General features: G+C 68.6%; 7 protein-coding genes. 4 read left to right on the top strand and 3 right to left on the bottom strand.

Annotated features, from left to right (window positions below; genetic code table 11):
- Positions 1–12: 12 nt before the first annotated feature.
- Entirely contained in the window at positions 13–738 is a 726-nt protein-coding gene (locus OG331_RS36135; protein ID WP_406204293.1) for a vWA domain-containing protein, read from the bottom strand.
- Between the two features lie 145 nt (positions 739–883).
- Between OG331_RS36135 and OG331_RS36130 the strand changes: the two genes are divergently transcribed.
- The 4 genes from OG331_RS36130 to OG331_RS36115 all read left to right on the top strand — a co-directional run bounded on the left by OG331_RS36130 (position 884) and on the right by OG331_RS36115 (position 8,083).
- Complete coding sequence (locus OG331_RS36130; RefSeq protein WP_406204290.1) at positions 884–1,822, top strand: rhomboid family intramembrane serine protease; 939 nt, start codon at positions 884–886, stop codon at positions 1,820–1,822.
- 365 nt (positions 1,823–2,187) lie between these two features.
- On the top strand, positions 2,188–7,305 hold the full coding sequence (locus OG331_RS36125; RefSeq protein WP_406204287.1) for a caspase family protein: 5,118 nt from the start codon (positions 2,188–2,190) through the stop codon (positions 7,303–7,305).
- A complete protein-coding gene (locus OG331_RS36120) occupies positions 7,302–7,637 on the top strand; it encodes a hypothetical protein (RefSeq protein WP_406204284.1) in 336 nt (111 codons plus the stop codon). The genes OG331_RS36125 and OG331_RS36120 overlap by 4 nt, the downstream gene beginning before the upstream one ends.
- Positions 7,638–7,684: 47 nt before the next feature.
- Entirely contained in the window at positions 7,685–8,083 is a 399-nt protein-coding gene (locus tag OG331_RS36115; RefSeq protein ID WP_406204281.1) for a hypothetical protein, read from the top strand.
- Positions 8,084–8,206: 123 nt separating this feature from the next.
- Here OG331_RS36115 and OG331_RS36110 read toward each other — a convergent pair whose 3' ends face one another.
- Positions 8,207–9,670, bottom strand: a complete 1,464-nt coding sequence (locus OG331_RS36110; RefSeq protein WP_406204279.1) for a glutamate synthase subunit beta — start codon at positions 9,668–9,670, stop codon at positions 8,207–8,209.
- Positions 9,663–14,261 (bottom strand): glutamate synthase large subunit, encoded by a 4,599-nt coding sequence (gltB, locus tag OG331_RS36105; protein ID WP_406210517.1) that lies wholly within the window; start codon positions 14,259–14,261, stop codon positions 9,663–9,665. Before gltB ends, OG331_RS36110 begins: the two co-directional genes overlap by 8 nt.
- Between the last annotated feature and the right edge of the window lie 41 nt (positions 14,262–14,302).

Raw genomic sequence — 14,302 nt, 5'->3', positions numbered from 1 at the left:
GCCGCCGACGGCTCAGGCGGGCCGTACGATCCCCTGCGCCCGGGCCGCGACGAGCCACTTCGGGAACTCCGCGACCAGGCGGTCGTACAGCTCGGCGTCGGACACCTGCCGCGGATCCGAACCGGCGTGGAAGAACCCGGCGTTGTCGATCACCCTTTTGCCCGGTACCGCCAGCTCGTCGAGCTTGCGCAGGAAGTCGAACTGCCGGCTCGCCGGGTCCCCGAAGCCGATGAACTGCCAGAACAGCGGAAGCGGGGCCGCCTTGCACAGGTACCGTTCCGCGGCGAGCTTGTTGATGGGCCCGCCGTCGGTCTGGAACACGACCAGGGCCGGCTCCCGCGATCCGCTGTCCAGGTAGTGGTCGATGACGGCGTCCATCGCCAGGTGGTAGCTGGTCTTGCCCATGTGGCCGAGCCCGGCCACGATGCGCTCGATCCGCCCCTGGTGGCCGGCGAGCGCGATCTCGGTCTCGGCGTCGACGTCGGTCGAGAAGAAGACGACCGGCACGGTCCCGTCGTCGTCCAAGTGCGCCGACAGTCCGAGCACGCGGTCGGCGAGCGCCTGCACGCTGCCGTCCTTGTAGTACGGCTTCATCGAACCGGAGTAGTCGACCACCAGATAGACCGCGGCCCGCACCCCGTCCAGCCCGTGTTTGCGCAGCGACACCCCGGCGCTCTTGTACAGGCTGACCAGCGCGGGCGCGGTCTCCTCGACCTTGCTGAGACTGATCGCCGCCATACGTTCTCCCCCAAGTGCGTCCGTACGGCTGCCGAGATTACGGCACCACCGGCCCCACCTGTCCCTCCGCCCACAGGTGTTCGCTATTTTGATCGCCGCCGTCCCCACCGGCTCATCGTCCGTCCAGTCCTTTGAGGAGCCGGCTGTGGAGCCCGAGTCCGCAGAGTCCGAGGCCATCAGGCCCGACGTCACCACCTGCTATCGCCACCCGAAGGTGGAGTCCCACGTCCGCTGCACCCGCTGCGACCGGTACATCTGCCCGGACTGCATGCGCGAGGCGGCCGTCGGCCATCAGTGCGTGGAGTGCGTGAAGGAGGGCTCGCGGTCGGTGCGGCAGGCCCGGACACTCGTCGGTGGGCGGATCTCCGCGACCCCGCTCGTGACCTCCGTACTCATCGGGCTCAACGTCCTCGCCTATCTGGCCGAGGTGGTGCGCCCGGAGATCCTCGACCGGTTCTCGATGCTCAGCGCCCGGCTGGTCGGGCCGGACGGCGGCTACTACATCTACGTCTCCGGTCACCCCTCGGACTTCCACGCCGAAGGCCTGGTCGCCGGACAGTGGGAGCGGCTGCTGACCAGCGGTTTCCTCCACCTGCCGCCGACCGAGGGCACCTTCGGGCTGCTGCACATCGTGATGAACATGCTCTCGCTGTGGCAGCTCGGCCGGGTCGTGGAGCCCATGCTGGGACGGGTGCGCTACCTCGCGCTGTACCTGCTGGCGACGGTGGGCGGGTCGGTGCTCCAGCTGCTGCTCGGGGACGTGAACGTGGATTCGGTCGGCGCGTCGGGCGCGATCTTCGGGCTCGGTGCCGCGTACTACGTCCTCGCCCGCCGGATCGGCGCGGACATGAGAGCCGTCAACCGGTTCATGGCGTTCCTTCTCCTGTGGCTGCTGCTCTCCGCCGGCCTCACCTCCTGGCAGGGCCACCTCGGCGGACTGCTGACGGGAGCCGCGGTGACCCTCGCCTATGCGTACGCCCCGCGCGGCCCGCGCCAGGCCCTGATCCAGACGGCCGCGTGCGCGGGCGTACTGGTGCTGCTGGCGGTGCTCGCGGTCGTGAAGGTGTCGGAACTGACGGGCTGAGGGGCGGCCCCCCATCGCTACCCACAGCAGGCGTTCCGCCAGGAGGCCGACAGCTGGGCCGAGCAGGAGCGGTCGGCGGACGACAAACCGATCGCGCAGCTGCCGTCCGTACCTGCCTGACCTGTACGCCGTCGAGGACATCGCCTGGCCCGGCCGCGCTGGCGTCGACCCCGGCTGTCCGCCTCGCCAGTCGCGACGGTTTGGCACGCTGGACCTCCCAAAGGCGTACCTGGGCACGCTCCCGGGGAGACGTACAAGGTGCCCTGAGTAGCGCAAGGCCTGCTCAGCAGATGCCGGGATTCAACGATGCCACCCGCACCGTCGATGGCAACATGTCGGGATCGGCACGATCGCTGGGGGGCGGGATGGGTTCGATTCGGCATCACAAGGGGCAGCGGCGCGCACTGGTCGTCGGCATCTCGCGCACCCCCGAGCTGGAGGAGGACGAGCGTCTCGCGCAGCGCTTCCCCCCGCTCACCTGTGCGCCGCAGGACGTGGCCCTCGTCGGCAACGCGCTGAGGCAGTCCCGGTACGAGGTGACACCCGTGCTCGACCCCGGGGGCTCCGAACTGCTGGGAAAACTGCACAAGTTCCTTTCCTCGTGCGCCCCCGGAGACACCGCTGTCGTCTATCTGTCCTGCCACGGCGAGACAGTGGACGGCCGAGACCACCTGCTGCCGCGGGACGCCCAGCCCGGGGACGAGTTACCCGACGGCGGCCATGCACTGCTCAGTCGTACGCTCATACCTGCCGACCCCGATGGCCTGCTCACCGGGCTGCGCAGCGAATGCACGGTGGTCGTGTGCCTCGACATCTGCCGGACGTCGGCGGGGACTCCACCGGAGGTGGAGCAGGAGCGCACGACCTTGCTCTCGCGCCACGAGAACGTGTACTGGCTGCACAGCTGCGCCCAAGGAGAGCGCTCGTACGCAGACCCCGAGAAAGGCAGCTGGTTCGGCCGGGCCCTGGCCGAGGCACTGGGGCCGACGAGCCCGCCAACCACCTTCCCCGAAGTCGTCAGATACGTTCGCGGCCGGGTGATCCGGATGGCGGACACGTTCGGCATGGCCCCGCCAACGATCGAGCCGTATACCCCTCACGGCTGGACGAGCGACGCACAGGACCCCCTGGTGCTGTGCGAGGGCTCGCGGGAGGCGAGCCGCTGGACAACCATGATCGAGACGTCCCTGCTGTGGGACCACACGTCGGGCACTGCGGAGGTCCACCGGCGTGTCAAGCACGGTCTGACCTCGCTCGTCGAGTACGTGGCCGGCACGCTGCAAGGTGCCGGAGCTCACCGCGACGATCCCTGGACCGACCCCAACTGGCCGGTCCGCATGGTCGACCGGCTCGGCAACCTGGTGAAGCAAGCCCGGCTCAAGGGCCGTGACCTGCTCTCCCCGGCTGAGACCGCCGCTCTGCTGGCGGGCCCTGTAGTCCACGAGGGCCTCGTCACGGTCGCTCTGGAGGAACTGCGTCGCATTCTCCCGGAGCGGATGGACACGGATGGCGACGAGGCCGGTCACGTCGACACAGAGGCCCACGTACGGGGCGCGGCCAAGGACGTGTGCCGCGCCCACTCGCAGGTGCGCCGCACGACCGACACCTTGCGCCGCCGAAACCTGCGGGAGCAGGCCGTGGCCGCCGACCACTGGCTGCGGCACCGATTCATCGCCGACTGGGACCCGCTGTGGGAGCGCACCGGCGACTACCCAGCGGTGGACGAGTTACTCGACCACGTCGTGGACGTGGTGCTCGCCGGGGCCGAGAACCCGTCGGGCAAGCCTCCCGGCGAGACCTCCCGGCGTCGCGTCGACGGGCAGCTCCGCCAGGTTCTCGCGCACGTCACCGTGCACCCGAGTAGCAGCCCTCGCATCAACGACCCACAGAGTGGGGACGCGTGGGACACCTACCCGCCCATGCGCGGCAGCCAGTGGCGGGCCCCCGAACTCGCGCTGCTGCTGTGGATCTCCGGGCTACTGGCCGCCGATCCGCGCCGGATGTCCGGGGTGCTCGTCGACCATCTGGGAGCGCACGAACAGCTCGTGCCCCGCAGCATCGTGGCCGCATTGTCGGCAGAATTCGGGTATGACGACACACCCGTGGACGCTACGGACGCCGTCTATCGGCCGGCAGTCCGGTTCGACTGCCCGCATCCGGCGCTTCACGTGGCCATCGAGGAACTCGTCGGTTACGCCAACAACACCGTCGCCGCGCTCCGGGCGGAGTGGCACAAGCAGCGCACCTCGCCGACCGCCCTGTTGCGTGGCCTGCCGGAACAGGTCACGACCGATCAGCTTGTGCCCCTGAACCAGCGGTACAAGCAGCCCCTGGAGCGGTTCCGGCTGGCGGAGGACGAGATCCGTCCGCTGCTCATGGGCACCCAGCTGTACGGCGATCGCATGCTCGCCGTACGCGAGCTCTACCAGAACGCCCTCGACGCTTGCCGGCACCGGGACATGCGTCATCGGTACGGCGTGGCCCAGGGCCGTCGCGCCCCAGATTGGGAACCGACGATCACTTTCACACAGGGCTGGGACGACAACGGCCGCCCGTACATCGCATGCCGGGACAACGGCTCCGGAATGACGCGCGCCAAACTCACGTCGATGTTCGCCAGAGCGGGCCGACGGTACGAGCAGGACCCGGAGTTCGTGCAGGAGCGGCGCAACTGGCGGCGGGCGGGGCTTCAAGAGATGCCCCTCAACTCCCGTTTCGGCATCGGGGTGTTCAGTTACTTCATGCTTGCCGACGAGGTGGTCGTGTGGACGAACGCCGTCGACCGCTACGGCCGCCCCGAGCAACCGCACACACTGCGGGCCGACATCCAGTCGGGTTCGGGCTTGCTCCGTATCGGCGACGATCCGGAAGTCACCCTGGGCGGCGGCACCCTGGTACGGCTCTACCTCAGCCCGGACGAGACACTGCCTTCCTTGGTGGAGACCCTGGAGTCGCAGCTCTGGGTGAGTGACTGCACGGTGATGGCGACCGAGTGCGATCAGAACGATCCCGGACAAGTCCTACGGTCCGTCACCTGGCGGCCGGGTGAGTTGCGGGTCACGGAGCCCGCCTGGTACGGGGAGCCTGCGCGGGCCCACGACGACGCCTGGCTGGTCCAGGGCCAGGGAAAGCTCTTGCTGGACGGCGTCGTGGTCAAGGACGCACCGGCGGTGTACGGGTATGTGGCCAATTTGCGGGAGCGGCATCGGCCGGAACCCAGTGTCGACCGCAACAATATGCGGTCGTACGACGACGAGCTGGTGATGCGGGAGCTGCTGAGAAGCGTGCCGAGGGCATGCGCTCAGTGGGACGAAGTCTCGCTGAACTCGCTCTGGCAGCTCTCCGAGAGCGTGCCCCGCCTCGCCGTGGCCGTGCTGGACGCCCTCCCCGACCACACCAGCGCTCGGCTCGAGCCTCCCGAGCAAGGGGATCGGTTCCTGCCCCGACGACTGCCCCTGTCCCGAGTGGGCTGCCTGCCCATCGACGAATCCCTCCTGGACTGGAGCGAAACGCCGATGCAGTTGGACGGCAACAAAGACAGTTCTGGCAGCTCTCTGCTGGGCAGATGGCAGCAGACCAGACTTGCCACCAGCACTGTTACGGAGCCGTTCGCTCCCGGAAGCTATCCGACCCCCATGAGCCTCGACTCTCTGCTGTTCCACAACGATGAACCCAGAGGTTGGGCGACTGCATTGAACGGCGCCTACCTGGGGCGCATTTCCCTTGGTGAGTTGGTGCGCGCGTGGCGCCGTTACGCCGTGGCGGGATTCCTGGTGCCGACCGTGGACGACATCCGATCATTGCGGGACGTCCGGCCGGACGAAGCCATGGCCGAGCTCTACGCCGAATACGCGTCCGCACGGCAAGCTAAGCCCCTTGCTTTCCATGCTCCCCTGCTCATGATCTCCGTGAAGCACCAGATCCCTCTGGGAAGAGCATGCGAATTGCTGGAAAGGCTCCGCGCACTGGATCCGGCTCTGCCCGCACCACCCGAACTCGACCAGCACCTGGCATCCGAACGTGTCACGAGAACCGATCAGATAACCCTGACCGGCGATGGCCTCATGTTCGGTCAGCGGTCCGGCATCATCCATCCCGTGGACCTGCTGTCCCGCGTCGGCCACTACTCGCTCGACGAGTTGGTGGACCGGGTCAAGCACTTCGCCCCGCTCGGCTGGTCCCTGGCAGCGGAGCCGACCCCCGCGGCTCGAGAGCAGGGGGAGCTCAGCGCCGCGGAACGTTTCCTCCTGTCCAGAGATCTCGACGAGCGTGCCCCTTGGATGGAAGGACGCATCCCCCTGGGCCATGTCGTGAAACTCGCTCAGGCCGCAAGCACCACCTTGAAAGCCCAGGTCGAGCAGATCAATCGGTCCGCTCCTGCCACCCAGGTCGTGGCGCCGGAGCTCCCACCGGAGGCGGAGGAGTGGATCCCCTCAGCAGAGAATCCCCTGCTCGGGGCGCTGGAGGAGGAAGCCGTCCCCGTCGGCCCCTGGGAATGCGTATTCCTCTTGAAGCCCGACCGGTACCGTGTCCGCCCCGAAGCGGCGGAGCAGGCCAGGAACCAAGTGAACATGCTGCAGGTCTGCGGGAGGCTCTCACCCGATGCCTCGGACCGTATCGACGATGTGATCAAGCAGACAGCGATGGTGAAGTCTCTTTTGTTCCACAGCGGTCGGCTCGCGGGGAGAACGCTTGACACAGCCGGTCTGACCTACGTCCACGCACTGGCGACCAGCGCGAGTACGGACCTTCCGCTGGGCAACGTCTACGAATATCTCGAGGACGAGGAGCGCCACCTTCCGTTGCGAATTGTCCGACCAGTTCCCGAGGCCCTCTCCCTCCAGGCCACTTTCACCGACCTTCACGCGCTGACACCGAACAACTCCGAGTTCAAAAAGGTCCTCACCATCTTCGATCTACTGGAGCATGCCGTCGCCGACGGCTCGTCCGTGAGCGACTCGCACCGCCGCCTACAGGAGTTCACCGTCCTGGGGGCACCCGCCCCGCCAGGCCAACTCGACGGAGTGGAGGGCGAGTTCCTCGAAGCCTTGGTGCCGAACACCTTCGATCTGGCGGCTTTCGAAGCGGGGGTCCTGCTGGGCGGCGGCACCATGGGCCCTCTGGAACTCGTCCTCACCGCGGGCCGCTTCGGCTGGACGCTCGGCCAGGCCTACAACCGCTACGCGCCTTTCCGCTGCCTGGGGCTGAACGTGGCCACGGCTCCACCGAACGAATGCGAAGACGAGCTCGCCCCGGACTGGCGAGATGTCATCATTCTCACCCGACAGCTCACTGGACGGGCACCCGCGCTGTCCGGCCCGGTCGATCACGACCATGTGCTGCTGTGCGCCGAGGAAACGGACCTGACTGAGAAGCAGGTCCGGGAGCGTCTGGCGCGCTACGCCCGTCTCTTCTCCCTCGAACTTCCCTCCGACGGGCTTGCTCCCCTCGGCCTCCGTCCGGAAGAGAGCTCACCCGTATGAGCACGGCCATCCCCTATGACTCCGACGCCGCCCACCCCACCCCGCTCACCTTCCAGTGGACCCGCGTCGAGACGAGTGACGAGGTCTCCTACGAGGCCACCGGCACCTGCCCGGTGTGCGGTTGTGCCATGACACGGCACTGGACGTTCGGCCAGCATCTGCTGGCCAAAGGTGGGTTCCACGGGCGACGCAACGAACCCGGTCCGCAGGCCTACCACACGCTCTGCCGATGCCGGACCACACATTTGGGGCGGCCACCGCATGAGGAGTTCGGCTGCGGAGCCCTGCTCGTCGTCGCCCCGCCCACCCTCGACGACGGGCCCACCCCATGACATTCACCCCACAACAGTTGCGGGATGCCGACCGTCGCGTTCGCGAGATGGAGTCTCCGGAACGGCAGTTGCAGGCCGCGCTCCACCAGGCCGAGGGCTACCGCAACTTCCTCGCCTCACTCACCGGGGTGCTCACCGCCATCTTCGTGCTGAAGGGGCAGGAAGACCTGAGCAAGCTTGAGAGTGCCCCGCGCTGGACCGTGATCGGCTTGCTGAGTGCGGGTTTCGTGGCACTGATCGTCGGCTCGTGGCTCAGCGTGCGCGCCGTGCACGGGCGCCCGGGCGAGGAGATCATGCTGGAAGCGGGCAGGCTGCTCCGCTACGAGAAGGACCGCACCCGGCGTATTTGGCGCCTCGTGGAGTGGGCCCGGTGGCTCGCGCTCCTCGGCGTCCTCGCCATCGCCGGTGCGGTCATCGTCACCTGGGTGTGGCCCGGCAAGAAGTAGCAGCGAATAGGCGGCGGCGCCTGCCCATTCGTCCGGTCGGGGACTGTGGGCAGGCGCCGTCTGTGTTCCGTACGCCTTTGTACGGGACGTATATGAGTGACCGTCAGGTCACTTGTGGTGCCGTCAGACCATCAGGGCGCGGTCCGTCGGCCGGATCGGCGCGGGCAGCTCGCTCACGCCGGTCAGGAAGCGGTCGCAGCCGCGGGCGGCCGAGCGGCCCTCCGCGATGGCCCACACGATGAGCGACTGGCCACGGCCCGCGTCACCGGCGACGAACACACCCGGCACGTTGGTCTGGAAGTCCGCGTCGCGGGCGATGTTGCCGCGCTCGTCGAGGTCCAGGCCGAACTGGTCCATCAGGCCGTTGTCACGGTCGGGGCCGGTGAAGCCCATGGCCAGCGTGACCAGCTGGGCGGGGATCTTGCGCTCCGTGCCCGGCTTCTGGGTCAGCTTGCCGTCGATGAACTCGACCTCGGTGAGGTGCAGCCACTGGACGTTGCCGTCCTCGTCGCCCTCGAAGTGGGTGGTGGAGACGGAGTAGACCCGCTCGCCGCCCTCCTCGTGCGCGGACGTGACCTTGTAGAGCATCGGGAAGGTCGGCCACGGCTGCGCGACCGCGTTCCGCTCGTCGCCGGGGCGGGGCATGATCTCCAGCTGCGTGACGGAGGCCGCGCCCTGACGGTGGGCGGTGCCCACGCAGTCGGCGCCGGTGTCGCCGCCGCCGATGACCACGACGTGCTTGCCCTCGGCGGAGATCGGGGAGGTGACGTAGTCGCCCTCCTGGACCTTGTTCGCCAGCGGCAGGTACTCCATGGCCTGGTAGACGCCCTTGAGCTCGCGGCCGGGGACCGGCAGGTCACGGGCGGTCGTGGAGCCGGCGGCGATGACGACGGCGTCGTACCGCTTCTTGAGGTCGGTCGCCTTGAGGTCGCGGCCGATCTCGATGCCGGTACGGAAGCGGGTGCCCTCCGCGCGCATCTGCTCGATACGGCGGTTGATGTGCCGCTTCTCCATCTTGAACTCGGGGATGCCGTAGCGCAGGAGGCCGCCGACGCGGTCCGCGCGCTCGTACACGGCCACGGTGTGGCCGGCCCGGGTCAGCTGCTGGGCGGCGGCGAGGCCCGCCGGGCCCGAGCCGATGACGGCGACGGTCTTGCCGGACAGGCGCTCCGGGATCTGCGGCTCGACGTCACCGCTGTCCCACGCCTTGTCGATGATCGAGACCTCGACGTTCTTGATGGTGACGGCCGGCTGGTTGATGCCGAGCACGCACGCCGACTCACACGGAGCGGGGCACAGGCGGCCCGTGAACTCCGGGAAGTTGTTCGTGGCGTGCAGGCGCTCCGACGCGGCGGCCCAGTCCTCGCGGTAGGCGTAGTCGTTCCACTCGGGGATCAGGTTCCCCAGCGGACAGCCGTTGTGGCAGAACGGGATGCCGCAGTCCATGCAGCGGCTGGCCTGCTTGCTGATGATCGGCAGCAGGGAGCCGGGGACGTAGACCTCGTTCCAGTCCTTGAGGCGTACGTCGACGGGGCGGGACTTGGCGACCTCGCGCCCGTGGTTGAGGAAGCCCTTCGGGTCAGCCATTGATCGCCGCCTCCATCATCTTCTCGGTGATCTCGGTCTCGGAGAGACCGGCTCGCTCGGCGGCGTCCTTGGCGGCGAGCACTGCCTTGTACGTGCTGGGGATGATCTTGCTGAAGCGCTCGACGGCGGTCTCCCACTCGGCCAGGAGCTTCTCGGCGACCGTGGAGCCGGTCTCCTCCTGGTGGCGGCGGACCACGTCGTGCAGCCACTGCTTGTCGGTGTCGTCGAGGGCCTCGACGGCGCTCACGTTGCCGACGTTGACGTTGTCGCGGTCGAGGTCGATGACGTACGCGATACCGCCGGACATGCCGGCCGCGAAGTTACGGCCCGTCTCGCCGAGGACCACCGCGTGGCCACCGGTCATGTACTCGCAGCCGTGGTCGCCCACGCCCTCGGAGACGACCGTGGCGCCGGAGTTGCGGACACAGAACCGCTCGCCCGTACGGCCGCGCAGGAACAGCTCACCGCCGGTAGCACCGTACGCGATGGTGTTGCCCGCGATCGTCGAGAACTCGGCGAGGTGGTCGGCGCCCCGGTCGGGACGGACGATCACCCGGCCGCCGGAGAGGCCCTTGCCGACGTAGTCGTTGGCGTCGCCCTCCAGGCGCAGCGTGACACCGCGCGGCAGGAAGGCACCGAAGGACTGGCCCGCCGAGCCCGTGAAGGTGATGTCGATGGTGTCGTCGGGCAGGCCCGCGCCACCGAACTTCTTCGTCACCTCGTGGCCGAGCATGGTGCCGACCGTGCGGTTGATGTTGCGGACCTTGATCTGGGCGCGCACCGGCTGGGCGTCGGTCGCGGAGTCCGCGGCGAGCGCGTCGGCGGCGAGCTTGATGAGCTCGTTGTCGAGCGCCTTCGCCAGGCCGTGGTCCTGCTCGACCAGCGCGTGGCGCACCGCACCGTCGGGCAGCTCGGGCACGTGGAACAGCGGGGCCAGGTCCAGGCCCTGTGCCTTCCAGTGGTCGACCGCGCGGGTCACGTCGAGGGTCTCGGCGTGGCCGACGGCCTCCTCGATGGAGCGGAAGCCCAGCTCGGCGAGGATCTCGCGGACCTCTTCGGCGATGTACTGGAAGAAGTTCACGACGTACTCGGCCTTGCCGGAGAACCGGTCCCTCAGGGTCGGGTTCTGGGTGGCGATGCCGACCGGGCAGGTGTCCAGGTGGCAGACGCGCATCATGATGCAGCCGGAGACGACGAGCGGCGCGGTCGCGAAACCGAACTCCTCGGCGCCGAGCAGCGCGGCGATGACAACGTCGCGGCCGGTCTTGAGCTGGCCGTCGGTCTGCACGACGATGCGGTCGCGCAGGCCGTTGAGCAGCAGGGTCTGCTGGGTCTCGGCGAGACCGAGCTCCCAGGGACCGCCGGCGTGCTTCAGCGAGGTGAGCGGTGAGGCACCGGTACCGCCGTCGTGACCGGAGATCAGGACCACGTCCGCGTGCGCCTTGGAGACACCCGCGGCGACCGTGCCGACACCGACCTCGGAGACCAGCTTCACGTGGATGCGGGCCTGCGGGTTGGCGTTCTTGAGGTCGTGGATCAGCTGAGCCAGGTCCTCGATGGAGTAGATGTCGTGGTGCGGCGGCGGGGAGATCAGGCCCACGCCCGGCGTCGAGTGACGCGTCTTGGCGACCCACGGGTAGACCTTGTGGCCGGGCAGCTGGCCGCCCTCGCCGGGCTTGGCGCCCTGGGCCATCTTGATCTGGATGTCGTCGGCGTTGACCAGGTACTCGGAGGTCACACCGAAGCGGCCGGACGCCACCTGCTTGATGCTGGACCGGCGCGCCGGGTCGTACAGCCGGTCCGCGTCCTCGCCGCCCTCACCGGTGTTGGACTTGCCGCCCAGCTGGTTCATGGCGATGGCGAGGGTCTCGTGCGCCTCCTTGGAGATGGAGCCGTACGACATGGCGCCGGTGGAGAAGCGCTTGACGATCTCGGAAACCGGCTCCACCTCGTCGATGGAGATCGGCTGCCGGTCGGACGTGAAGCCGAAGAGCCCGCGGAGCGTCATCAGGCGCTCGGACTGCTCGTTCACGCGCTCGGTGTACTTCTTGAAGATGTCGTAGCGACCGGTGCGCGTGGAGTGCTGGAGGCGGAAGATCGTCTCCGGGTCGAACAGGTGCGGCTCGCCCTCGCGGCGCCACTGGTACTCGCCGCCTATGTCCAGCGCGCGGTGCGCCGGGGCGATGCCGGAGGCCGGGTAGGCCTTGGCGTGGCGGGCGGCGACCTCCTTGGCGATGACGTCGAGGCCGACGCCGCCGATCTTGGTGGCCGTGCCGTTGAAGTACTTCTCGACGAAGGCGGTGTCGAGACCGACGGCCTCGAAGACCTGCGCGCCACGGTAGGAGGCGACGGTGGAGATGCCCATCTTGGACATGACCTTCAGGACACCCTTGCCGAGGGCGTAGATCAGGTTGCGGATGGCCTTCTCGGCCTCCATGCCCGGCAGGAAGGTACCGGCGCGGACGAGGTCCTCGACGGACTCCATCGCCAGGTACGGGTTCACGGCCGCGGCGCCGAAGCCGATGAGCAGGGCGACGTGGTGGACCTCGCGGACGTCGCCGGCCTCGACCAGCAGGCCCACGTGGGTGCGCTGCTTGGTGCGGATGAGGTGGTGGTGGACGGCCGCGGTGAGCAGCAGCGACGGGATCGGCGCGTGCTCGGCGTCGGAGTGGCGGTCCGAGAGGACGATCAGGCGGGCGCCGTTCTCGATGGCGGCGTCGGCCTCGGTGCAGATCTCCTCTATGCGCGCGGCCAGCGCGTCGCCGCCGCCGTGCACCCGGTACAGGCCGGACAGGGTCGCGGCCTTGAAGCCGGGCATGTCGCCGTCGGCGTTGATGTGGATGAGCTTGGCCAGCTCGTCGTTGTCGATCACCGGGAACGGCAGGGTGACGCTGCGGCAGGACGCGGCCGTCGGCTCCAGCAGGTTGCCCTGCGGGCCGAGGGAGGAGAACAGCGAGGTGACGAGCTCCTCGCGGATGGCGTCCAGCGGCGGGTTGGTGACCTGCGCGAACAGCTGGGTGAAGTAGTCGAACAGCAGCCGCGGGCGGTCGCTCAGCGCGGCGATCGGCGAGTCGGTGCCCATCGATCCGATCGGCTCGGCACCGGCCTTGGCCATCGGCGCGAGGATGACACGCAGCTCCTCCTCGGTGTAACCGAAGGTCTGCTGGCGGCGGGTGACCGACGCGTGCGTGTGCACGATGTGCTCGCGCTCGGGCAGGTCGGACAGCTCGATCTCGCCGGCCTCCAGCCACTCGGCGTACGGCTTCTCCGCCGCGAGCTGGGCCTTGATCTCGTCGTCCTCGATGATGCGGTGCTCGGCGGTGTCCACGAGGAACATGCGGCCGGGCTGCAGGCGGCCCTTGCGGACGACCTTGGCGGGGTCGATGTCGAGGACGCCGACCTCGGAGCCGAGAACGACGAGGCCGTCGTCGGTGACCCAGTAGCGGCCGGGGCGCAGACCGTTGCGGTCGAGCACGGCGCCGACCTGGGTGCCGTCGGTGAAGGTGACACAGGCCGGGCCGTCCCAGGGCTCCATCATCGTGGAGTGGAACTGGTAGAAGGCGCGCCGGGCCGGGTCCATGGAGTCGTGGTTCTCCCACGCCTCCGGGATCATCATCAGCACGGAGTGCGGCAGCGAGCGGCCACCGAGGTGGAGCAGCTCCAGCACCTCGTCGAAGGACGCCGAGTCGGAGGCGTCGGGCGTGCACACCGGGTAGATGCGCTCAAGGGCCTTGTCGTCGGAGCCGAACAGGTCGGAGACGAGCTGCGACTCACGGGCCCGCATCCAGTTGCGGTTGCCCTTGACGGTGTTGATCTCACCGTTGTGCGCGACGAAGCGGTACGGGTGCGCGAGCGGCCACGACGGGAAGGTGTTCGTGGAGAAGCGCGAGTGGACGAGGGCGACGGCCGAGGCGAAGCGGCGGTCGGACAGGTCCGGGAAGAAGGGCTCCAGCTGGCCGGTGGTCAGCATGCCCTTGTAGACGATCGTGCGGGCCGACAGCGACGGGAAGTACACGCCGGCCTCGCGCTCGGCGCGCTTGCGCAGCACAAAGGCCTTGCGGTCGAGGTCGATGCCCTCCGAGGAGCCGTCCGCGACGAACACCTGCCGGAAGGCGGGCATCGTCGAACGGGCGGTGGCACCCAGCAGGTCGGGGGCGACGGGGACCTCACGCCAGCCGAGGACGTTCAGGCCCTCCTCGGACGCGATCGTCTCGATCTGCGAGACGGCGTCCTGAGTCCCGCCCTCCGGCAGGAAGGCGATACCGACGGCATACGCACCGGCCTGGGGCAGCTCGAATTCGGTCACCTCACGCAGGAAGGCGTCCGGCACCTGGGAGAGGATGCCCGCGCCGTCGCCCGAGTCGGGCTCGGAGCCCGTGGCGCCGCGGTGTTCGAGATTGCGCAGAACGGTGAGCGCCTGGTCGACCAGCGTGTGGCTCGCCTCGCCGGTGAGGGTGGCCACGAAGCCGACGCCACAGGCGTCGTGCTCGTTGCGGGGGTCGTACATACCCTGCGCAGCAGGGCGAGCATCCATGAACGACCAGTTCTGGCCATTCGTGGAGTGCTGGGACGGCTGGCGCGGCGTACGCATCGGCTCTCCCGTCGTCGTCATCTGGCATATGCAAATTGCCG

This window comes from Streptomyces sp. NBC_01017 (assembly GCF_045162795.1).
Classification (GTDB): domain Bacteria; phylum Actinomycetota; class Actinomycetes; order Streptomycetales; family Streptomycetaceae; genus Streptomyces; species Streptomyces machairae.
This window is presented reverse-complemented; position numbering and strand designations above follow the sequence as displayed.

Bases quoted from the DNA above. Each gene is read 5' to 3' on its own strand.
- OG331_RS36135 (WP_406204293.1), bottom strand. From the start codon at position 738: ATGGCGGCGATCAGTCTCAGCAAGGTCGAGGAGACCGCGCCCGCGCTG.
- OG331_RS36125 (WP_406204287.1), top strand. From the start codon at position 2,188: ATGGGTTCGATTCGGCATCACAAGGGGCAGCGGCGCGCACTGGTCGTC.
- OG331_RS36120 (WP_406204284.1), top strand. From the start codon at position 7,302: ATGAGCACGGCCATCCCCTATGACTCCGACGCCGCCCACCCCACCCCG.
- OG331_RS36115 (WP_406204281.1), top strand. From the start codon at position 7,685: ATGGAGTCTCCGGAACGGCAGTTGCAGGCCGCGCTCCACCAGGCCGAG.
- OG331_RS36110 (WP_406204279.1), bottom strand. From the start codon at position 9,670: ATGGCTGACCCGAAGGGCTTCCTCAACCACGGGCGCGAGGTCGCCAAG.
- gltB (WP_406210517.1), bottom strand. From the start codon at position 14,261: ATGCGTACGCCGCGCCAGCCGTCCCAGCACTCCACGAATGGCCAGAAC.